General features: G+C 63.3%; 18 protein-coding genes. 3 read left to right on the forward strand and 15 right to left on the reverse strand.

The annotated features are described in order from the left end of the window. Nucleotides 1-244 precede the first annotated feature (244 nt). A complete protein-coding gene (aptA, locus tag OH764_RS29445) occupies nucleotides 245-1,573 on the forward strand; it encodes an aspartate aminotransferase family protein (protein WP_498849585.1) in 1,329 nt (442 codons plus the stop codon). Between the two features lie 13 nt (nucleotides 1,574-1,586). Here aptA and OH764_RS29450 read toward each other — a convergent pair whose 3' ends face one another. Then, nucleotides 1,587-2,111 carry a DUF6496 domain-containing protein gene (locus OH764_RS29450; protein WP_498849586.1) on the reverse strand — a complete coding sequence of 175 codons (525 nt, stop codon included), beginning with the start codon at nucleotides 2,109-2,111 and terminating at the stop codon, nucleotides 1,587-1,589. A gap of 149 nt (nucleotides 2,112-2,260) precedes the next feature. Between OH764_RS29450 and OH764_RS29455 the strand changes: the two genes are divergently transcribed. Next, entirely contained in the window at nucleotides 2,261-2,512 is a 252-nt protein-coding gene (locus OH764_RS29455) for a hypothetical protein (RefSeq protein WP_128591741.1), read from the forward strand. A 130-nt stretch (nucleotides 2,513-2,642) separates the two neighbouring features. On the opposite strand, the gene OH764_RS29460 is transcribed toward OH764_RS29455, so the two are convergent. From OH764_RS29460 to OH764_RS29510, 11 genes are all read right to left on the reverse strand, one after another. Continuing rightward, entirely contained in the window at nucleotides 2,643-3,851 is a 1,209-nt protein-coding gene (locus OH764_RS29460) for an ABC transporter substrate-binding protein (RefSeq protein WP_498849587.1), read from the reverse strand. 101 nt (nucleotides 3,852-3,952) lie between these two features. Then, the gene (locus tag OH764_RS29465; protein WP_498849588.1) at nucleotides 3,953-7,576 is read right to left on the reverse strand and encodes a molybdopterin cofactor-binding domain-containing protein; all 3,624 of its coding nucleotides are present in this window, start codon (nucleotides 7,574-7,576) and stop codon (nucleotides 3,953-3,955) included. Then, on the reverse strand, nucleotides 7,573-8,079 hold the full coding sequence (locus OH764_RS29470; protein ID WP_498849589.1) for a (2Fe-2S)-binding protein: 507 nt from the start codon (nucleotides 8,077-8,079) through the stop codon (nucleotides 7,573-7,575). Before OH764_RS29470 ends, OH764_RS29465 begins: the two co-directional genes overlap by 4 nt. 31 nt (nucleotides 8,080-8,110) lie before the next feature. Continuing rightward, the gene (locus tag OH764_RS29475; protein ID WP_498849590.1) at nucleotides 8,111-9,310 is read right to left on the reverse strand and encodes an amidohydrolase family protein; all 1,200 of its coding nucleotides are present in this window, start codon (nucleotides 9,308-9,310) and stop codon (nucleotides 8,111-8,113) included. Between the two features lie 41 nt (nucleotides 9,311-9,351). Next, on the reverse strand, nucleotides 9,352-10,065 hold the full coding sequence (locus OH764_RS29480; RefSeq protein ID WP_498849591.1) for an ABC transporter ATP-binding protein: 714 nt from the start codon (nucleotides 10,063-10,065) through the stop codon (nucleotides 9,352-9,354). Next, nucleotides 10,062-10,871 carry an ABC transporter ATP-binding protein gene (locus tag OH764_RS29485; RefSeq protein ID WP_498849592.1) on the reverse strand — a complete coding sequence of 270 codons (810 nt, stop codon included), beginning with the start codon at nucleotides 10,869-10,871 and terminating at the stop codon, nucleotides 10,062-10,064. The genes OH764_RS29480 and OH764_RS29485 overlap by 4 nt, the downstream gene beginning before the upstream one ends. Beyond that, nucleotides 10,868-12,808: an ABC transporter permease gene (locus OH764_RS29490; RefSeq protein ID WP_498849593.1), complete on the reverse strand. Its 1,941-nt coding sequence runs from the start codon at nucleotides 12,806-12,808 to the stop codon at nucleotides 10,868-10,870. The genes OH764_RS29485 and OH764_RS29490 overlap by 4 nt, the downstream gene beginning before the upstream one ends. A 174-nt stretch (nucleotides 12,809-12,982) precedes the next feature. Next, the gene (locus OH764_RS29495; protein ID WP_498849594.1) at nucleotides 12,983-13,567 is read right to left on the reverse strand and encodes an amino acid synthesis family protein; all 585 of its coding nucleotides are present in this window, start codon (nucleotides 13,565-13,567) and stop codon (nucleotides 12,983-12,985) included. Between the two features lie 80 nt (nucleotides 13,568-13,647). Next, nucleotides 13,648-14,238 carry an amino acid synthesis family protein gene (locus OH764_RS29500; RefSeq protein ID WP_027776260.1) on the reverse strand — a complete coding sequence of 197 codons (591 nt, stop codon included), beginning with the start codon at nucleotides 14,236-14,238 and terminating at the stop codon, nucleotides 13,648-13,650. After that, nucleotides 14,214-15,155 (reverse strand): UPF0280 family protein, encoded by a 942-nt coding sequence (locus OH764_RS29505; RefSeq protein WP_498849595.1) that lies wholly within the window; start codon nucleotides 15,153-15,155, stop codon nucleotides 14,214-14,216. The genes OH764_RS29500 and OH764_RS29505 overlap by 25 nt, the downstream gene beginning before the upstream one ends. 21 nt (nucleotides 15,156-15,176) lie before the next feature. Then, complete coding sequence (locus tag OH764_RS29510; protein WP_498849596.1) at nucleotides 15,177-16,760, reverse strand: 6-hydroxynicotinate reductase; 1,584 nt, start codon at nucleotides 16,758-16,760, stop codon at nucleotides 15,177-15,179. 392 nt (nucleotides 16,761-17,152) lie between these two features. On the opposite strand from OH764_RS29510, the gene OH764_RS29515 reads away from it, so the two are divergent. Then, a complete protein-coding gene (locus OH764_RS29515) occupies nucleotides 17,153-17,902 on the forward strand; it encodes a TetR family transcriptional regulator (RefSeq protein WP_498849597.1) in 750 nt (249 codons plus the stop codon). A gap of 59 nt (nucleotides 17,903-17,961) precedes the next feature. Here OH764_RS29515 and pcaC read toward each other — a convergent pair whose 3' ends face one another. The 3 genes from pcaC to OH764_RS29530 are packed head-to-tail and all read right to left on the reverse strand — an operon-like array spanning nucleotide 17,962 to nucleotide 20,527. Continuing rightward, on the reverse strand, nucleotides 17,962-18,354 hold the full coding sequence (gene pcaC, locus OH764_RS29520) for a carboxymuconolactone decarboxylase family protein (RefSeq protein ID WP_498849598.1): 393 nt from the start codon (nucleotides 18,352-18,354) through the stop codon (nucleotides 17,962-17,964). Beyond that, nucleotides 18,351-19,142, reverse strand: a complete 792-nt coding sequence (gene pcaD / locus OH764_RS29525) for a 3-oxoadipate enol-lactonase (protein WP_498849599.1) — start codon at nucleotides 19,140-19,142, stop codon at nucleotides 18,351-18,353. The genes pcaC and pcaD overlap by 4 nt, the downstream gene beginning before the upstream one ends. 5 nt (nucleotides 19,143-19,147) lie before the next feature. Beyond that, a complete protein-coding gene (locus OH764_RS29530; protein WP_498849600.1) occupies nucleotides 19,148-20,527 on the reverse strand; it encodes a 3-carboxy-cis,cis-muconate cycloisomerase in 1,380 nt (459 codons plus the stop codon). Nucleotides 20,528-20,552: the final 25 nt, after the last annotated feature.

The following is a 20,552-nucleotide window of genomic DNA, read 5'->3' on the forward strand; positions in this document are numbered from 1 at the left end:
GCGCCGCAACCTGCCGTTCCACGCTAGATCCGCGCTAGATCCGCGCGATGCGGTCGACACAGTTGCCGCGAATCCACCAACACAGTTAGCGCGACACTGCGTCAACTGTTTATGCCGCCATTAAACCGCGAACGCTACAGTTTTGGCTATGCCCACGGGAAGTGCCCTCGGGGTGCCTCGACGGAAATGCGTCTGGGGCGCCCCAACGGAAGTCCCTATCGGGAAACCACTTCGAGGAGAACCCATGACTTCGCGCCCCGTCATCGACGATCTGTCGTCTTTCTGGATGCCCTTCACCGCCAACCGCCAGTTCAAGGCCGCACCGCGCCTGCTGGAGTCGGCGAAAGGCATGTATTACCGCAGCACGGACGGCCGCGAAGTGCTCGACGGCTGCGCGGGTCTCTGGTGCGTCAACGCGGGACACAGCCGCGATGAGATCGTTGCCGCGATTACGCAGCAACTCTCCACGCTCGACTTCGCGCCGACTTTCCAGATGGGCCATCCGCTCGCGTTCGAAGCGGCCACGAAAGTCGCGGAGCTGATGCCCGAGGGCCTCGACCGCATCTTCTTCACGAACTCGGGTTCCGAATCGGTCGACACCGCGCTGAAGATCGCGCTCGCCTACCACCGTTCGCGCGGCGAAGGGCAGCGCACGCGCCTGATCGGCCGCGAGCGCGGGTATCACGGCGTGGGTTTCGGCGGCATTTCGGTCGGCGGCATCGCGCCTAATCGCAAGACTTTCTCCGGCGCGTTGCTGCCGGCGGTCGATCACCTGCCGCACACGCACAACCTCGAACACAACGCTTTCTCGAAGGGCCAGCCGGCTTGGGGCGCGCACCTCGCAGAGGAACTGGAGCGCATCGTCACGCTGCACGACGCGTCGACGATTGCCGCGGTGATCGTGGAACCGGTCGCCGGATCGACGGGCGTGCTGATTCCGCCGCAAGGCTATCTGCAGAAGCTGCGCGAAATCTGCACGAAGCACGGCATCCTGCTGATTTTCGACGAAGTGATCACGGGCTTCGGCCGCGTCGGCAAGGCCACGGCAAGTGAATATTTCGGCGTGACGCCGGACCTCATCACGATGGCCAAGGCGATCAACAACGCGTCGATTCCGATGGGCGCGGTCGCGGCAAGCCGCACGGTGCACGACACGATCGTCAACGCGGGCGCGCAAGGCGCGATCGAGCTATTCCACGGCTACACGTATTCGGCGCACCCGGCGGCCGTCGCCGCGGCTATCGCTACGCTCGACCTGTACGGCCGCGAAGGACTCTTCGAGCGCGCCGCGTCGCTTGCGCCGACGTTCGAAGCCGCCGCTCACTCGCTGCGCGGCGCGAAGCACGTGAAGGACATCCGCAACCTTGGCATGATCGCGGGCATCGAACTCCAACCGCGCGACGGCGCGCCCGGCGCACGCGCTTACGAAGCATTCGTCAAATGCTTCGAAGCGGGCGTGCTCGTGCGCTTCACCGGCGACATTCTTGCGTTCTCGCCGCCGCTCATCATCAACGAAGAGCAGATCGCGCACATCTTCAAGACTGTCGGCGACGTACTCGCCACCGTGCAGTAAGGTCCACCCCGGCTCAATGATGCGCGCGAGCCGCGCGCGTCTGAGCCGCCTTCTTGGCCGCCGCCGAACGGCCGGCTGCACCCTTGGTCGCAGCAGCCTTCTTGGCGGCCGCCGAGCGGCTCGCCGCCGGACGCTTCGCGGCGGCCGTCTTTGCCTGCTTCGACATCGCCGAATGCGATGCGCCGGCCTTACTCTCGCGCTTCAGCGCATTGGTGGAGGCACGTGAGCGCTTCGCCGTCGACTCCTTGCTGGCCGTCTTTTTTGCGGTGCTCTTCTTCTGCCCCGCAGCGCTGTCCTTCTCGGCTTTCTTGCGCGTGGCCTCGCTTGCGGCGCCTTTCTTGGGTGCCTTCAGATCCACGCCCGCGCGACGCGCTTCCGAGAGGCCAATGGCGATCGCCTGCTTCGGCGACCTCACGCCGTGCTTGCCGGCGCGCACCTTGTCCACCTGCTCCTTGACGAACTCTCCAGCTTGCGTGCTTGCTGACTTGCCGGCGCGTTTGTCGGCTTCGGCACGCTTCACGGTTTTCTTTTCGGGCATGACGGTTCTCCGGTTGAATGTGGCTCTAGTCGCTGAGCAATGTGTGTGCCGGGGTCGTCGTTCAAGCTGTCGGGACTCGCGCCGTTCACGTCGACGGCGTATGGTGTCATCAAGAGTTGGCACTTGACCGGCTCGAACGGGAGACATCCATGAAGATCCCCACCGTGCGCGCGGGTGCGCATATTGAAGGCGTGCATTGGATCGCCGAATACGCGGAAGACGTCCACGAGATTCGAATCTTCCGCGAGGGGCAGGAAATCGACGTGCACGACGCGCCTTCGTCGCTGTTCGGCGACGAGGAGAACGCCGGCTCAAAAAGTACCGCGGATCATCGCGCGGGCGAGGCAGCCGTGCTGGCGTATCTGAGGCGCTTCGTGGCCGAGCACGACGCCGAGGAATAGCGCCTTCGGCCCAAGCGAGCCGGCCGGAAGATCGGCCGGCGGCCGGCGCCTCATCGGCACCGGCATGGATGGACGCCTGCGGCATGGGCCGCCGCAGGCGTGGCGGCACGCTCGCGCCGCGACAGGAAGCTTACTCGGCAGGCCGCAGCTTCTTCACCTCGGCGTCCGACGGCTGAACGCTCGCGCCATCGACATAGCGATACGACGTCATCACGCCTTTGCCGTCCTTCAGACCGGTCACGCCCACATAAGCACCCATCGTCGACTGATTGTCCTGCGCGCGATAGGTGATCGGCCCGAACGGCGTTTCCACGCCAAGGCCCTTAAAGGCCTCCGCGAGTTTGTCGGTATCGACGGAACCCGCCTTTTTGATGCCGGCCGCAATCGACATGAGCGCCGAATAACCGACCACCGAGCCGAGCCGCGGATAGTCGTGATACTTCGCCTGATAGGCGTCGACAAATTTCTTGTTGGCCGGCGTATCGATCGAATACCACGGGTAGCCCGTCACGATCCAGCCGGCCGGCGCTTCGGCACCCAGCGGATCGAGATAATCCGGCTCGCCCGTCAGCAGCGACACGACGCTGCGGTCCTTGAACAGGCCGCGCGTATTGCCCTCACGTACGAACTTGCCGAGATCGGCGCCGAACAGCACGTTGAAAATAGCGTCGGGCTTGGCGTCGGCGATTGCCTGCGTGACCGCGCCCGCGTCCACGTTGCCAAGCGGCGTGGCCTGCTCGGCAACGAACTGCACGTCAGGCTGCGCGGCGCTCAACAGTTTCTTGAACGTCGCGACCGCCGATTGTCCGTACTCGTAGTTCGGATAGACCAGCGCCCAGCGCTTCTTTTTCAACTTGGCCGCTTCGGGCACGAGCATCGCAACCTGCATGTACGTGGAAGGGCGCAGGCGATACGTATATTTGTTGCCGTCCGCCCAAACGATCTTGTCGGTCAGCGGTTCGGCGGCAAGGAAAAAGATCTTCTTCTGCTTCGCGAAGTCGGTGAGCGCGAGCCCTGTGTTCGACAGGAAACCACCGAACAGCAGTTGCACCTGTTCCCGCGCGATCAGTTCCTGCGCGACGCGGATCGTGTCGCCGGGGTTGCCGTTGTCGTCGCGCGAAACGACTTCGAGCTTTTTGCCGAGCACGCCTCCGCCAGCGTTGATCTGCTCCAAGGCAAGATTCCAGCCGTTCTTGTAAGGACCGAGAAAGGCCGGCTGCGCCTTGTAGCTGTTGATTTCGCCGATCTTGATGGTCTGCTGTGCGTTCGCGGCGAAGGCGGCGAACGACAGCACCGTCGATAGCGTGAGGCGAGAGATCCATCTTGCGCGCGTGGTCATGCGTTTCTCCGTATCAAAGGGATTGCGGGAATGCGTTGGTTTTCTGTGCGGCATTGCAGCGGCGATCGAGCGAACGGTTGACCGGTCGCTGCGTAGCACGCTCACTCGGCGACCGGCGTTGCGCGAATCCGCGCGACGCTTGCGGCAACGTCCTGCCAGGCCGGTTTGCCGCCCGCGAACTGCTGCCGCAGATACGTCACCAGTTCGGCGACCTGGGCGTCGTTGAAACTGTCGCGGTAAGCCGGCATCGTACCGAGTTCGGGCAGCGCAGGCGAGCCGATGCCGTCGAGTATCACGCGGATCAGATTATCGGGCGTCGCGCTATGCAAATTCGTATTGAGCGCCAGCGACGGATGCGCGCCGAACAGTTGCGGCCCGCTGCCCGTGTGATGACAGGCGGCGCATGCACCGTCGAAAAGCCGTGCGCCGACGCCTGCCGGCGTGCCGGTGATCGCGCTCGCGTGTTCGTATTGACGCGCCATCGCAGCGGTATCGACGTTCGCTTCAACGGGATTGAGCGAAGCAAGATAGTTTGCCATTGCGCGAATATCGCTGTCGGGCAACGCAGCGAGATCTGCGACCACCGGCGCCATCGGCCCGGCCGCAACGCCATGCAGCGGCGCGTGCCCGAAGCGCAGATAACTGAACAGTTCGTCTTCGCTCCACGGCACAGGAGAGTTAGAAAGCGACGACAACGCGGGGGCTTCCCAGCCTTCCACGCTGCCCCCACCCATGAACGCCGCACCGGTCTTCTCGGCGCCGAAAGCGTTGCGCGGCGTGTGGCATGCGCTGCAATGGCCGAGACCGTTGACGAGATACGCGCCGCGATTCCACTGCGCGCTTTGCGTCGCGCTCGCAACGAACGTATTGCGTCCGAGGAAGAGGCCGTTCCATGCGGCCATCAGCGGACGCGCGCTGAACGGAAACGGCAGCTTCGTTTCCGGCGGACGGAAGCGAACCGGCGTTTGCGACATCAGGTACGCGTAGAGCGCCTTGAGGTCGTCGTCGGAAGTGTTCCTGAACGACGTGTACGGAAAGGCAGGATACAGCCGATGGCCGTCCCGGCTAATGCCTTCGCGCATCGCGCGAACGAACGCTTCCAGCGACCATGAGCCGATGCCCGTCTGCGCATCGGGCGTGATGTTCGTACTGTAGACGGTGCCGAACGGTGTCTCGAGCGGCTTGCCGCCGGCGTTCGGCACACCGTTGCGCGCCGTATGGCACACCGCACAATTACCGAGCGAGGCCAGCAGCTTGCCGCGCGCGACGAGGTCCGGCGCGAATGCACTGGCAAGCGGCGGTGCGATCGGCGCAATGGGCGGCGGCGCCCACGCCGACGCACCGAGCCAGCCCGCAGCGCCCGCGGCAAATGCGCCGAGAAAACCCAAGCGCCAGCGCTTTTTGCGGCGCGACGCGGCGTCTTGGGCCTGCGCATCGGCGAGCGCGGCGCGGATCGTTTCGGGCGTGAAAGGAGGCTTGCGAAAACGCACGCCGGTCGCGTCGTATAGCGCATTCGCAATCGCCGCCGCGCCGGGCAGCGACGCGGACTCGCCCGCGCCCATCGGCGGCTCGCCGTGGCGCGGCATCATCACGACGTCGATCACGGGCACTTCACGGAACGTGAGGATCGGGTATGCGCCCCACTCCTGACTCGTCACCGCGTTCTGGTCGAACGTCACGCGCTCTTTCAGTGCGCGGCTCGTCGCCTGAATCACGTTGCCGTGAATCTGATGACGCACGCCGTCGGGATTGATCATGGTGCCCGTGTCCTGGCCGACCACCACGCGCGTTACCGCGAGTTCGCCGCTTCGGCGATTCACTTCGACGTCGGCGACCCACGCGCACCACGCCGCGCCGAAGCCGGGAAACTTGCTGTGCACATAGCGTGCGTAAGCAATGCCGCGGCCGCGCGCGATGTCGCCCTCTTCTCGAGGCTGGTCGGTTCGCGGCTCTCGCGGCTGCCAGTCCGCGCGCTCGGCGACCGCCTTCACGAGGTCGACGGCACGGGGGTCGCTCAAATGCTTCAGGCGAAATTCGACCGGATCGACGCCTGCTTCGGCCGCGAGTTCGTCGATGAACGACTCGTGCGCGAACGTGTTCGGCAACGCGGACACGCCGCGCAGCCACGACGCACGCACGATGGGCGCCGTGTCGTCGCAGACCACGCGCATCGACCGATAATCGTATGGTGGCACCGCCGTTCGGTCGCCCATTTCGAACACCTGCGGCTGCGCGGACAGCACGCCGGTCAGCAGCAGCGCCAACGTAGGTGCGTCGTTCGACGGATAACGCGTCGAGAAGTCGTAAGCCGCCAGTTCGCCTTCGGCGCTCAATGCGCCGCGCACATCCATCAACTGCGCCGCGCCCTTCGGCTCCCAAGCGTGCTCGTCCTCGCGCGACAGTTGCACGCGCACCGGTGCGCCGGTCGCGCGCGACAGCAGAGCGGCGTCGGCGGCAACATCGTCCGCGCAATTGCGACCGTAGCAGCCGGCCGCATCCATCCGCACGATGTCGATGAGCGCTTCGTCCATCGACATCAGCAATGCAAGGTCGGCGCGCAGCGAATGCGGATTCTGCGTGCCCGACCACACTTTCAGCGCGCCCTCGCGATAATCGGCGACGGCGCACGAAGGGCCGATCGACGCGTGCATCTGAAACGGCCACACGTAGGTGCGATTCAGCGTGCGACTCGGGTCCTGCGAAAGCGCCGCGTCGACATCGCCGTCGATCACGAGGTCGCGCCGTTTCGCCGGATTTGCACGCAATGCGGCTTCCACTTCTTCGCTGGTTTCGAGCGGCGGCAACGGTTGAGCGGGTTTCCACTGAACACGGAGCCGCTTCGCGGCCTGCTGCGCGACTTCCTCACGTTCGGCCACGATGCCTACAAAGTCCCGTATGACCACTACTTTGACGATGCCGGACAAGTCGCGAATCGATTCTTCGTCCACATGCTGCAGGCTGTTGCCCACAAAATCACCCTGCGCGATTCCCGCATATGGCGGACGCACAACGCGGCCATGCAGCATGCCAGGCACGCGCACGTCGTGCACGAAGCTCAATTCGCCCGTCGCCTTCGCGGGAATGTCGACGCGTGGCGCGCTCTTGCCGACGATCTTGTAGGTGTGCGGCGATTTCAAAGGCGCGTCGGTAGTCAGCTGCAGTTCGACTCGCTGCCCCGCGATCAACCCGCCGTAGCCGATGCGTCTTGCTTTCTCTACCGCGTTGTCGCCGTCGTGTTCGAACACCATGCCATCACGTACAACGAGCTTTTCGACATCCACGCCGAAGCGTGCCGCCGCCTGTGCGAGGAGCCATTGACGCGCCTGCGCCGCCGCATGCCGCAGCGGCACTGCGGTTATCTGCATCGTGGCGCTTGCGATGGTCGGCCCCTGATTCGGCGTTTCGTTCGTATGGCCAAGCACGATCGACACGCGCGTCAAAGGCAGATCCAGTTCTTCCGCGACGATCTGCGCAAGCGCGGTGCCGATGCCGGTGCCGAGATCGACATGGCCGTTGAACGCGATCGCACTGCCGTCGTCGCGCACGGCGAGAAACATATCCGGCTCGCCTGGAACAAACGACGACCGCGAGCCGGGTTGACCGACAGCCGGCTTGACCGGCGCTTGCGGCGCGCGCATGACGATCAGCACGCTCTGCGCGTCGTACAACTGCTTGCGCGACGGCGCAGCGGCCCGGCGATCGACGCTGAAATCCGGTCCTGTCATGCGCGCGCCCCTTCGGAAGCATTCTTTTGCGACGCGAGTAGTTCAGCGGCGCGTTGCACAGCACGCACGATCTCCACATGTGTGCCGCAGCGGCACAGATTGCGCGACAACTCGCGTCGGATCGTTTCCACACTGGGATGCGGATCGCGATCGAGCAAGGCCTTCGCCGTCATGATCATCCCGCTCAGGCAATAGCCGCATTGCGCGGCCTGCTCTTCGATAAAAGCCTGTTGCACTGGATGCAGCGCGGCACGTGTACCCAATCCTTCGAGCGTGGTGATCTCGCGGCCTAATGCCACTTTGGCGGTCGTCACGCACGCACGCGTCGGCACGCCGTCCAGCAGCACCGTGCATGCGCCGCATTCGCCCAGTCCGCAGCCGAACTTCGGGCCGTTGAGTGCGAGGTCGTTACGCAGCAGATAGAGCAACGGCGTGTCGGCGGCGGCGCTGACGAGATGGGTCGCGCCGTTCACTTTCAGCGCGAGCGGCGCCGGCGCGTTCACGAGCTCACCGTGAGCGCTGAACGTTGCGTGCTCACAGCACGACCGGCACTTCGGTCGCGGGCGGCGTATTACGACTGCGCCTGCAACGGATCAAACCGTCGATCATCACCATGCCCACGCCCGGAATGTCGCCGAGCTGCACGCTTTCGAGCAGCGTGTCAGCCGCCGTATGTTGCGCGCGGTCCATGAAGACGAGGTCGGCGGGACGTCCCACTTCGATCAAGCCCTGGCGTAAGTTCCGCTGACGTGCGGTATTGCCGGTCGCGAAGCAGAACGCGATTTCAGCGGGCACATCCGCGAGACTGGAAATGAGCGCGATCATCCGCAAGATGCCCAACGGCTGGACGCCGGAGCCGGCGGGACTGTCGGTGCCGAGAATAATGCGGTGCGGGCATTTCAGTTCGACCGCATGACGAGCCGTCAGCAATGCGATGCGTTCGTTGCCGTTGTGCACTATCTCGAGCGCACGGCTCGACTGCTCGCACAAATCGCAAACATGCCGGTAAGACAGCGACGTATGCCCGCCGTTGATATGGCCGATCACGTCAGCATCGGCTTCCAGCACCACGTCGCGGTCGATCAGACCGGAGCCGGGAATCGAAGGGCCGCCCGTATGAATCGTGCTCTGAATGCCGTACTTACGCGCCCACGCAACCATCCGCGCGGCTTCCTCGCCGGCCTTCACGCTGCCGAGACCGACCTCGCCGAGCAGCTTCACGCCTGCTTCGGACAGCTCCTTGAAATCCTCCTCGACCATGCCCTTCTCGATGACCGGCGCGCCCGCCATCACCTTGACGCCGCCGCCGACACCCGCGCCGCGCATGCCTTCGAACGAACGCTGCGCGGTGATCGCCAGTGCCTTCACGCCGAGCACATCTTTCGGACGACCAGGTAAATGTACTTCGCCGGCGGAGATCATTGTTGTCACGCCGCCGTTCAGATTCGATTCGATCCATCCCATCTGGTTCTGTCGCGGCGTCCAGTCGCCGAATACCGGATGCACATGCGAGTCGATCAGACCGGGCGCAACGGTCGTACCCTTGCAATCCACCGTAGTGCGCGCGCCTTCAAGGTCGCAGTCCTTCTCTTTGCCCACAGCAACGATCACGCCGTCGTCGATCACCAGCGTGTCGGCGTCGAGAATCGGCTGATCGATGTCGCCGGATAACAGCAGCCCGATGTTCGTTACCGCGACCTTGCCCGACAAGCCTGTCAACGTCTCTGCTGCCATCTGCCTCTCCTTTCGCAACGACTGTCCTAATCACGCGCGAATCAAACGCTCAGATAAGCGCGCCTCACTGTTTCGTTACTTGCCAGTTCGCCGATCGTGCCGCTAAAACGGATCTGCCCTTTTTCGAGCACATACGCGCGGTCGCTGACCAGTTCCGCGAAGTGCAGGTTCTGTTCGGATAACAGAATGGATAGCCCTTCGCGCTTGAGTTCGAGAATCATATTGGCCATCTGCTCGACGATCACGGGTGCCACGCCCTCGGACGGCTCATCGAGCAACACGAGATACGGGTTACCCATCAACGTGCGCGATACGGTGAGCATCTGCTGCTCGCCGCCGCTCATCTGGCCGCCGGGGCGTTTTGGCATTTCGCCGAGATTGGGGAATAGACGGAACAGCTTTTCCGGCGTCCATTGCGGCGCGCCTTCGCGTGGCGGCTGGCGGCCAGTGTCGAGGTTCTCCATCACTGTCAGATCGGCAAAGACACGCCGGTCTTCCGGAACGAAGCCCATGCCCATGCGAGCGATCTTGTACGGCGCCAGCGCAGCAATGTTCTGGCCGCGAAAGGTGACTTCTCCATGGCGTCGCGGCAGCAGACCCATTACCGCTTTCATAGTGGTCGATTTGCCCGCGCCGTTGCGGCCCATCAGCGCGACAACTTCGCCGCGGCCTACTTCCAGGCCGACATCGAACAGAATGTGAGCGCGTCCATAAAACGCGTTGAGGCCCGCTACTTTCAGCATCGGTTCGCTCATTGCAGCGCTCCTCCTGCCGCATGACCACCCGCCACGTCGTGCAGCGCCGCGTGCGGCTGAAAAGTCTTGCCGGTGCCGAAATACACTTCCTGCACTCGCGGGTCGTTGCGGATCGTGTCACCGTCGCCCTCGGCGATCAGCTTGCCGCGCGCGAGCACGATCATCCGGTCGGCGTAAGCGAACACCACGTCCATGCTGTGCTCGGTGAACAGCACGCCGATTTTCTGCTCCGTGACGAGCCGCTTGGTCAGCGCCATCAGTTCGTTGCGCTCCTTCGGCGCCATGCCCGCAGTGGGCTCGTCCATCAACAGAAGCTTCGGCCGGTTCGCGAGTGCAATGGCAAGCTCGACACGCTTCACGTCGCCATACGCGAGAACGCCGCATGCGCGGTTCGCGTCGGCGGCCATGCCGACCTGCTCGAGCAGCGCGAACGCTTCGTCAGCATAGCGCGAGGCTGCGGGCTTCCACACGCCGAAAGTTTTGCGTTCGCGCGAGACAAGGGCCATCTGCACGTTTTCGAGCACCGTCATTGAATTGAAGGTCGCCGCGATCTGGAATGTCCGGCCCACGCCGAGCCGCCAGATGTCGCGCGGGCGCATGCCAACGAGTTCGTGTCCGTCGAAACGGATAGAGCCTGACGAAGGCGATAATTGTCCGTTGACCATGTTGAAGCAAGTGGACTTGCCCGCGCCGTTAGGCCCAAGCAACGCGAGAAGCTGGCCGGCTTCGAGCGTGAATGAAACGTCGTCGACCGCTTTCAGACCGCCGAACGATTTGCAGAGGCCGGATACGCGCAGCAAGCTCATAGCCCCTCCTTGATCGCCGTGCGTTGCGACGGTTGCGGGCCGTTCTTCTCAGCGTTGTCGGCCGTGTCATCGCCAAAACGATCGCGGATAAAACCGACGATGCCCTGCGGAAACGCGATCACCAGCAACAGAATCGTGAAGCCCAGCAGCGCTTGCCAGTAATCGGTCTGCCGCGCGACGGTGTCCTGCAGCCACGTGAAGACAGCCGCACCGACTATCGGCCCGGTGAGCGTCTGCAAGCCGCCGAGCAGCACCATCACGAGGCCGTCGACGGAACGGCTCACACTGATCACCTCCGGCGAAATCGTGCCCTTGGAGAATGCATACAGGGAACCCGCGAGACCGCAGAACAGCGACGCGATCACGAAAGCGGCCCATTGCACGCGCTTCACGTCGATGCCGATCGCCTCGGCGCGCAGCACCGAATCGCGCGACGCGCGCATTGCATAACCGAGCGGAGAGAACAACATGCGGCGCAAGAGCCATACGCCGACCACCGCACAGACAAGCGTCAGGTAATAAAACGCCACCGGCGACGATAGCCAGTTAGACGGCCACAAGCCGAGAATGCCGTTGCTGCCGCCCGTCACATCGTCCCATTGGAAAACGACCGACCACACGATCTGTGCGAACGCGAGCGTCAGCATCGCGAGGTATACGCCGGAAAGGCGCACGCAGAACCAGCCGAACACCAGCGCGCCTGCAACGGCCAGAAGCGGTCCGAGCAGCAACGCGGCTTCCATCGGCAGATTCAACACCTTGAGGAAGAGCGCGGCACCATATGCGCCGAGTCCGAAATACGCAGCATGGCCGAAGGAATGCATGCCGCCCGGCCCCATGATGAAATGCAGGCTCGTCGCGAACAGCACGGCGATGAGAATTTCCACGAGCAGCACCGGCATATACGGGAACGCATTCGCCGTGAGCGGCGCGAGCAACAGGATCAGCAGCGCAATCGCGGCAAGCCATTTGAGCCGCTTTCCCGCAGGACGCAGAGGCGCTTCCGGCGCGGCCATGCCCCGCACTGCGGCACTGGCGCGACCGAGCAAACCCCAAGGCCGCACCACGAGCACGACGGCCATCACGACGAATTCCGCAACCAGCGTAAATCGGCTCAACGAGAGACCGACGCCGAATAACGTCACATGTCCGATGCCGATGCACAGCGCCTTTATCTCGGCGATGATCAGCGCCGCGACGAACGCGCCCGGAATCGACCCCATGCCGCCGACCACGACGACCACGAACGCATTGCCGATCGTCTCCAGATCGAGCGAGAGATTCGCCGACATACGCGGACCTTGCAGCGCACCGCCCAACCCGGCCAGAAACGCGCCGACGAAAAACACGCCCGTAAACAGCCACGCCTGATTGATGCCGAGCGCGCCAAGCATCTCGCGATCGTGAGTCGCCGCGCGCACGAGCGTGCCCCAGCGCGTGCGCGTCAACGCATACCAGAGCAGGAGCAAAACCACCGGGCCGATGACGATCAATGCGATGTCATACGTCGGCAACGGATGGCCGAGAAAATCCACTGCGCCCGCAAGATGCGGCGCGCGCGGTCCGAACAGATCTTCGGGTCCCCATAGCCACAACGCGGCGTCGCGAAAGATCAATACGAGTGCAAACGTGGCAAGAAGATGGAACAACTCCGGCGCCTGATAAATGCGCCTGAGCACGATCACCTCGACGAGCGCGCCGAGCACCGCCACGACCAGCGCAGCGGCCAGCACCGAAAGCCAGAAGCCGCCCGCGGTGTGTCCGAAGCGGCTGGCGATGCTGTACGCCACGTAGATGCCGAACATGTAGAACGAGCCGTGCGCAAAGTTGACGATGCGCGTTACGCCAAAGATCAACGACAAGCCGGCGGCGACGAGAAATAGCGTCGACGCATCGGCGAGTCCGTTGACCAGTTGTACCAGCAAATTCGAAAGCATCGAGACCCTCGGCAGCTTGCTGACGATCCACGCGCCAAACGGCAAGAGGCTCGACCAGCAGACGTTGCGGCGCGTACGGCACCGTGCTCGCACGCATCAACGGCAGCACACTACCTGAAAGAAAGCCCTTGCGGGAAGCCGTGAAAAAATCGCATGCAAATCCCTGTGCAAGCGTCAGCGCAAACCATCCTCGCCCTTGATTTCGCTTGCCTCCAAACCGCCGATACGCGGCAACGGCCGGCCCGACGCGGTCACGGCCACCGCGACCACGATCTCGTTGGCACGCGGCGCGTCGGACACGCGCGCCTCGATCGCGTCGAAATGACTGCGCACGAAAGCGGCGTCCTTATGGCCGAGTGGCACGTCGATCGGGGTGCCGAGCGTGCCCATTTTTTTCGCCGACGGCACGAGCGCCGCGCCCTTTTCGACCGCCGCGCGCAACGGCGCGCCGAGCTTCGGGTGCAAAATCGCGGCGGCGTGTTCGAGTTCGCCTGCCTCGCCGACAATCGCGGCCTTGCCATAGCTTTGCGCGTCGCCCGGCTCGATGCCGAGCGCTTCGACGCACCTCTTGCCGAGCAGCGCGCCCAGTTCCTCGCCGGCCTCGATCAGTGCGTCGAGCTTCGCTTCGTAGCGTCCCGCATACGGATTGTCGATCACCGCGATCGCCACCGCACGACGGGCCGGCGGATCGACGTTCTGACCCATTTCAATGCGTGTTTCGTCCACTTGCACGACTAGCTTGCGAAGCCTGATTGCCATTTCGCTCTCCGTGTTTCCATGCCTGCGCTGCTCTGTGTTGGTCTGTATTGTCCGTACGCCCGCTGCAACCTCAACGTGGTTTAGCGCAGGCCGTCCTTGCCCACAATTGCCTCTTTCGCGAGCCCGCCGACGCGCGCATGCACGCGCTGACCGGTGCTCATCGCAAGGATGTACACCACTTCGTCGGCGGATGGTGCGCCTGGCACGCGTACTTCGATCGCGTCGAAATGACTGCGCACGTAGCTCGCGTTCACATGCGTAAGCGGTACGTCGAGCGCGGTGGACGGCGCGCCGACCTTTTTCGTCGACGGCACGATTGCGTTGGTGGGCACGCCGTTTTTCTCCAGCAACTCGCGCATCGCATAGCCGCCTGGCACATGCCATAACGCGCCGTGTTCCAGTTCGCCACGCGAGCCGACAATCGCGCCCTTGCCATAACTTTCGATCGACGCATGCGGGACCGCCATCGCCGCGAGCAGCCGTTGCGCCATGTCGAAGCCGATGGGCTTGAGCGCTTCCATCGCGTGTTCGATGTTCGCTTCATAGCGGCCGGCGAACGGGTTCGTCATCACAGCGGCAATCGCACCGCGGCGCAACGGCTCTGCGGGCGCGGGGCCGAACTCGTGGAAGATGTCTTCGACGTGCGTCAGCACGCGGCGTATTTCGAACACGGAACCTCCGTTGTTGTTTGAGCGCGATGCGAAAGCAACGCGCTCGTGCCGTGCATACCGGCGACTCGCACTCGCCCTTGCAAGAACAATGCGGCGCCTTCAATCATCCCTCTATTGAGCAAGCGCCGCGCGGCTTCAACGCCGCGTGCAAGTGCGAAATCGATGAGCGGCTGTGGCAGCCAAGGCACGTTGGCGGTAACAAGCCGGTCGCCCAGATCGGTGTCGTCCTTCAGCGACGAAGCCGGTACACGTACGATGCCTGCATGATCGAGATTCACGGCGTTGGCGATCATCGTCGCGGCGGCGTCTGCGCTTGCCGCATTGCGTGCGAGCACTGTCACACTGTCCGCGATGCCGAGACTGAAGCTGCGGCCGCGCCAACCGCTCGTGGCAATGCCGCGAATGGGCGCGTTGGCGTCGAGCGTGAGATTGGCGTCGAGCGCGTCGCCGCCTCGGCTCTGCGCTTTCGCGAGCGACTGCGAGACGTCCGCAAAGACACCGACGCGATATTGCCGGCCCTCCGTCAAATAAAACGCGATGTCGCCGCCATTGTTGATGAACGCGCGAGAGATGCCTTCACGCGCGAATGCAGCGATCAATTCGTCGGCGACACTGCCCGCAACGGCCGCCATTGGCGTGATAAAACGCGCGCGGTGCGGATGGCACGCGGACCACATGCGGCGCGCAACAGGGCCTTGCAGCGCGCAGTCATCAGGCGACGCGTCGACGCTAATGGGCCGCCGAAGCATTTTTAATTCACCGACCAGTTCAGGCAATACGTCGACGAAACGTGCCCAGCACGCATCAAAAGCAGCTTGCAGCGCGGCGGGTTCTCCGTCGGCGCCGAGGATCAGATCGATGGGCCCGTGCTGCCAATGCCAACGGGTTGCGTCGATGCGGATGCGGGTTGGGCTCATTGCGTTGTCGTGACAGTCCGGTTAGCCGAGCATTGGCGGCATGACGGGTGGCCACGGATTGTCCGGATTGGCGGCCACCATGCGGCGCGCAAGCGGCGCGCCTTCGGTATGCTCGGGACCGTTGGCCAACACGTTTTCCAATGAACGCACTGCATCCAGATGGCCGCCGAGATCGCGATAGGCGTCGTACGTCATGGTGAATTCGATCGGCGCGACAATCGCGGGCGTCGGCACAGTACCGAACGACCGGTCAGGCATGCGCGATACGTCGACCATTACGGTAATACCGCCGCCTGGCCACACATAAGCCGGCGCGCCGCCGCATGTCACGTTGACGAGCTTCTGCTTGATCGCGCGCGTGAGCAGCACCGGGTTCTCGGTCGCACCCGCGCGCAGACTGCCGCCCGCGCCGCCGAGAAACAGCACCGTCGCAAGCGACGGCTCGCAGTTTTCGCCGATTCGCTCCACTGTTCTGCGCACCGCATCGGGCATCTCGGCCACGCGCGGAACGAGATCCTGATCGAGTTCGTACCACTGCGCGTGCTCGCCTGTGGTCGACACCATCAGCAGGCGCGTGCCGGGTTTCGCAACTGCAGGATCGAAGCCTTCGATAATCGCAAGGGGGTCCTGAATGTCGGTGCCGCCCCAGCCAATGCCAGGATTCGCCACCTGAAAGTAGCGGCCGGGCGTCGACTTGCGTCCGCGAATCCGGATGCCGGAGCGTGTCATGCCGAGGCAGCGCCCCGCCTGATGTTCGGTCAGCACGCCGGTGATGTGATCGTCCACCACGACGACTTCGTCCGCGTGCCCGAACCATTGCTTAGCGAAGATGCCGATAGTCGCCGACCCGCAACCCACGCGCATGCGCCGCTCTTCGACACCGTCGACAACCGGCGCGGCACCGGCGCGAATCGCGAGGCTCGCGCCGCCGTCTATGCTTAACTCCACCGCCTGTTTATTGCCGAGCGCGAGCATCATGTCGCAAGTCACGCGGCCTTCTTTCTTGCTGCCGCCGGTCAGGTGATGCACGCCGCCGAGACTCAACATTTGCGAGCCGTATTCGGCCGTCGTCACATGCCCGACGATCTCACCCTGACAGCGCACGTTGGCCTGCTCTGGACCGAGAAAGCGGTCAGTGTCGATTTTTACCTTGAAGCTGCAATAGCTGAAAATGCCTTCGGTGACGACCGTGATCATGTCGACGTCGTCGCGCTTCGAGGCAACGATGAAAGGCGCGGGTTTGTAGTCGGGATAAGTGGACGATGCGCCGACACCGGTCACGAAAAGCGTCTGTTCGGTGGAATCCTTTTGAGCATCGGACGATGCACCGAATTCGACCGTGGAGTCCGCTTCGTTTGCGCGGGATAGAAACACCACCGGATCGACGCGAATCAGCCGTCCGCTTGCATTCGCATAGCGATCGCATGCGCCAGTGCGGCCTTCCGATATCTGACACAGCACCGGACAGGCGTTGCATTCGATCTTGTTCGACGCCATTCGCTCGCTGCGCGGCGCCGCCTTCTCGAGCACGGTGGGGCCGGGCGTCGAGGCGGTGTCGCCGTCCACGCGCTCCGCACCGAAATCGACCTTCGTATGTTCTGTCATGGTGGGGTTCCCATACGACGACATTACAATCGGTCCTGCCCGGCTGACGAATAGCCCTTGTTTCAAGGGACGTTTCGTGTGACTCGCGAATTTCATGTTGCGGTCACTTACCGTTCGTGTAGTATCCGCTACACCAAAGTTCTTGCAAATCTACTCGATCAAAATAGACTGCGCAATGTGTTTCCCGTGCGTATGCGGATGGTGCAACGCGGCATTTAAAGAGCGCGCATTGGATCGATCGTCCAGTTTGCGCCGAAGATGCAGCACTCGCAGCACTCGCACAATGCAAGGCCCGCTGTATGATGAGACGCGTGTCTGCCCTGGCGAACAGCGGACGCAAAGTCACAAGGTGCAAATCTTAATCGACGCCAACAGAGAGATATCGGACCGCCATGAGTTCCACTGCCGCTCGCAAACCGGGAGCCACCGGCATCCGTGCGAAACAGGCGCAAGACACGCGCGCCAAGATACTGAAAGCGGCAATCAAGGTCTTCGCGAAGCAAGGCTATGCAAGCGGGCGCGTGGAAAGTATTTCGAAGGCTGCGCGCTCGCACGACCGAATGATCTACTACTACTTCGGCAGCAAGGAGCAGTTGTTTATCGAAGTACTGGAAACGATCTACACGCAGTTCAACGAAGCGGAGAGCAAGCTCGATCTCGACCTGGACGATCCGGTGCACGGCCTTGAACAGATGGTCGAGTTTGTCTGGCAGTACTACCTAGACCACCCGGAGTTCGTTACGCTGCTGTCGAGCGAGAATCTGCATCAGGGCAAGCACGCGAAAAAGTCTTCGAAGCTGAAAGAAATCTCCGGCTATGCGATCTCCGTGGTGCAAAAGCTTCTCGATGCAGGCAAGGCGCAGCGCGTTTTCCGCGCCGAGGTAAAGGCGCGCGACGTGTATCTGCTGATCGCATCGCTCGGCTATTTCTATAACGCGAATCAGTACACGTTGGGCGCGTTTCTCGGCGAGCCGCTAATGGACAAGGCGGCGCTCGCGCATTGGCGCGAAGTTATCAAGGACACCGTATTGCGCGCTGTCCGGATCGACTCGCCGGCTCAGGCACGCCCGAATGCAGATGCCGTGACTGACGTTGATGTCAGTGCACGTCGCGAAACGGAGCCCGCACGGCGGGCCATGTAAAAACGCGCGCCGTATCGGGCGCGCGTCGTATCGTTAAAGCATGACTGCAGCCAATCAACTCACTGCTTCGCTGCGGCGTCGTCCTCGCGGAACAGTTTGTCGGCGAGATGAAACGCGGAGTTGGCCGCCGGCACACCGCAATAAACGGCGGTTTGCAGCAATACCTCTTTGATCTGTTCACGCGTCACGCCATTGTTTTTCGCCGCGCGCAAATGCAGCGCAAGTTCTTCGCTGCGATTCAACGCAACCATCATTGCAATGGTCAGCAGGCTGCGCGTGTGCCGCGGCAAGCCCTCGCGTGTCCAGATTTCGCCCCACGCATAGCGCGTGATGAAATTCTGGAATTCTTCAGTCAACTCGGTGCGATTCGCAAGCGAGCGGTCCACGTGCGCATCGCCCAACACTGCGCGGCGCACGCCCATTCCTGCTTCGTATCGGTCTTCGTCGTTCATTTCGGCTCCGTCAAAAAGTCGATGACTGTCTTCGTGAAAGCATCGGCCTTCTCGATGTTCGAAATATGCGACGCGTCCAATTCGACGTAACGCGCGCCTGGAATCGCCTGCGCGAGTTCGCGTCCTTGCGCAGGCGTCGCCGCGACGTCGTGCGTGCCGCTGATCACGAGCACCGGCAGCTTGATCCCGTGCGTTTCGGGACGAAGATCGGTGGCGTCGATCGCATCGCAATTCGATGCATAACCTTCCTTGTCCGTGTGCACGAATACGTCGCGAATCATGGCGAGAACCACCGGCTCCCGCTCGATGTAATCGGCGGTGAACCAGCGCGGCAACACCGCGTCCGACAGCGCCAGCATGCCCTCCGTGCGAGCCCGCGCGGCGCGCGGCACCCACACTTCAGGCGAGCCGATTCGCGCGGCCGTATTCGCGAGCACGACGCGCTCCAAACGATTCGCATGACGAGCGGCCAGCGCAACGCCTGTCAGCCCGCCCATCGACACGCCGCAAAAATTCGCGCGCGCGATCTTCAGCGTGTCCATCAGGCCCAGTACGTCGCCACTTAGTTGCTCGATCGTGTACGGACCTTTCGGCGCTTCGGAATGACCGTGGCCGCGCGTGTCGTAGCGCAACACGCGGAAGTGCTTCGACAGCGCCGCGACTTGCGGCGTCCACATTGACAGGTCGCTGCCGAGCGAATTCGACAGCACGATCCACGGTGCATTGCCGTGACGGTCGCCGTCGATCCGATAGTGCAGCTCCGTGCCGTTGACTGCGGCGTAAGGCATGCCGGTTACTCCTTCGAAGGGGCGCGCTGTGAACGCGCGGTATGAAGCGCCAGCGCGGCGTCCACATATGCGTGCGCCTGGCCGACGTATTGAGCGGGGTCGAGCAGTTGTTTCAGGCGCTCGACCGAAAGATGCTGGGTGACGGCTACGTCCGCGGACAGCACATCGAAAAGCGTCTGCCCGTCGTGGATCGCGGCTTTCGACGCGCGCTCCACGAGATGATGCGCGTCCATCCGGCCAATGCTGTCCCCGAGCGCAAGCATGACCGCTTCGCCGAGAATCAGGCCGTGCGTGACGTCGAGATTCTTGGCAAGGCGCGGCACGTTCACGTTGAGTCCGGTCGCGATCTGTTCGATGTTGGCGAGCGCGCCGCCAGCAAGCCGTGCAAGATCGGGCAGCGCGTCCCACTCGGCTTGCCAGCCGCCGAGCGCGCGCTCGTGTTCCTGCACCATGCCCGCGAATACCGTGGCGACGAGTCCGGGCGCGCGCGTGGCCGCCGTGAGAACCGCCGCGCAGCCAACCGGATTACGCTTGTGCGGCATCGTCGACGATCCGCCTTTGCCTGCAGCGGCAGGCTCGGCGAGTTCGTCGATCTCGGTTTGCATTTGCAGCGAGATGTCCCGCGCGATCTTTCCGAGCGTGCCGATCAGCATGGCGAAGAACGATGCGCTCTCTGCAATCCGGTCGCGCTGCGTATGCCACGGCAATGTAGGCACCGTGAGGCCGAGTTCTTGCGCGAGCGCTTGCGTGACTTGCGGCGCCGCATCGCGAAGGCTCGCCAGCGTGCCAGCCGCGCCACCGAATTGCAGCACGAGCGCGCGCGCACGCAGCGCATCGAGCCGCTCGCGGTGACGCAACAACGCATCGAGCCATTGCGCGAATTTCAGGCCGAGCGTGATCGGCAACGCCTGCTGCAACCATGTGCGGCCGATCATCGGCGTCGCGCGATGCGTGGCCGCCAGTTTCGCGATTGCGTCGCAAGTGGCTTGCAAGCCGCTGTCTAGCAGGTTGAAGGTATCGCGTAGTTGCAGCACCGTTGCGGTGTCGATGATGTCCTGGCTCGTCGCGCCCCAATGCACGTATTTCGACGCTTCGGCGTCAGCCGCTTTCACGCGTGCGGTGAGTTGCTTGACGAGAGGTATCGCGAGATTGCCGCCGAGCGCCGCGTCGCGCGCTAGCGCGTCGGCGTCGAGTTGGTCGGCGTGGCAGGCTGCTTCGATTGCCGGCACCGCCGTTTCAGGAATGACATGGTGCGCTGCCGAAGCACGTGCGAGCGCCGCTTCCACGTCGAGCATCCGTTGCAGCGTGGCACGCGGCGCCCAGATGTCGTTCATCGGCTGTGTGCCGCAAAGAAGGCCGGTGAGGCGACCGCTGGAGTCGAGCATGATGACGTGGATGGCCGGATGATTT

Source organism: Burkholderia sp. M6-3, from assembly GCF_050858985.1.
Classification (GTDB): domain Bacteria; phylum Pseudomonadota; class Gammaproteobacteria; order Burkholderiales; family Burkholderiaceae; genus Paraburkholderia; species Paraburkholderia caledonica.

What these genes read in the sequence shown, in the direction of transcription:
- aptA (WP_498849585.1), top strand. Translation starts at nt 245, where the DNA reads ATGACTTCGCGCCCCGTCATCGACGATCTGTCGTCTTTCTGGATGCCC.
- pcaC (WP_498849598.1), bottom strand. Translation starts at nt 18,354, where the DNA reads ATGAACGACGAAGACCGATACGAAGCAGGAATGGGCGTGCGCCGCGCA.
- pcaD (WP_498849599.1), bottom strand. Translation starts at nt 19,142, where the DNA reads ATGCCTTACGCCGCAGTCAACGGCACGGAGCTGCACTATCGGATCGAC.
- OH764_RS29485 (WP_498849592.1), bottom strand. Translation starts at nt 10,871, where the DNA reads ATGAGCTTGCTGCGCGTATCCGGCCTCTGCAAATCGTTCGGCGGTCTG.
- OH764_RS29530 (WP_498849600.1), bottom strand. Translation starts at nt 20,527, where the DNA reads ATGCTCGACTCCAGCGGTCGCCTCACCGGCCTTCTTTGCGGCACACAG.
- OH764_RS29510 (WP_498849596.1), bottom strand. Translation starts at nt 16,760, where the DNA reads ATGACAGAACATACGAAGGTCGATTTCGGTGCGGAGCGCGTGGACGGC.
- OH764_RS29455 (WP_128591741.1), top strand. Translation starts at nt 2,261, where the DNA reads ATGAAGATCCCCACCGTGCGCGCGGGTGCGCATATTGAAGGCGTGCAT.
- OH764_RS29495 (WP_498849594.1), bottom strand. Translation starts at nt 13,567, where the DNA reads ATGGCAATCAGGCTTCGCAAGCTAGTCGTGCAAGTGGACGAAACACGC.
- OH764_RS29475 (WP_498849590.1), bottom strand. Translation starts at nt 9,310, where the DNA reads ATGGCAGCAGAGACGTTGACAGGCTTGTCGGGCAAGGTCGCGGTAACG.
- OH764_RS29505 (WP_498849595.1), bottom strand. Translation starts at nt 15,155, where the DNA reads ATGAGCCCAACCCGCATCCGCATCGACGCAACCCGTTGGCATTGGCAG.
- OH764_RS29460 (WP_498849587.1), bottom strand. Translation starts at nt 3,851, where the DNA reads ATGACCACGCGCGCAAGATGGATCTCTCGCCTCACGCTATCGACGGTG.
- OH764_RS29480 (WP_498849591.1), bottom strand. Translation starts at nt 10,065, where the DNA reads ATGAGCGAACCGATGCTGAAAGTAGCGGGCCTCAACGCGTTTTATGGA.
- OH764_RS29450 (WP_498849586.1), bottom strand. Translation starts at nt 2,111, where the DNA reads ATGCCCGAAAAGAAAACCGTGAAGCGTGCCGAAGCCGACAAACGCGCC.
- OH764_RS29465 (WP_498849588.1), bottom strand. Translation starts at nt 7,576, where the DNA reads ATGACAGGACCGGATTTCAGCGTCGATCGCCGGGCCGCTGCGCCGTCG.
- OH764_RS29515 (WP_498849597.1), top strand. Translation starts at nt 17,153, where the DNA reads ATGAGTTCCACTGCCGCTCGCAAACCGGGAGCCACCGGCATCCGTGCG.
- OH764_RS29490 (WP_498849593.1), bottom strand. Translation starts at nt 12,808, where the DNA reads ATGCTTTCGAATTTGCTGGTACAACTGGTCAACGGACTCGCCGATGCG.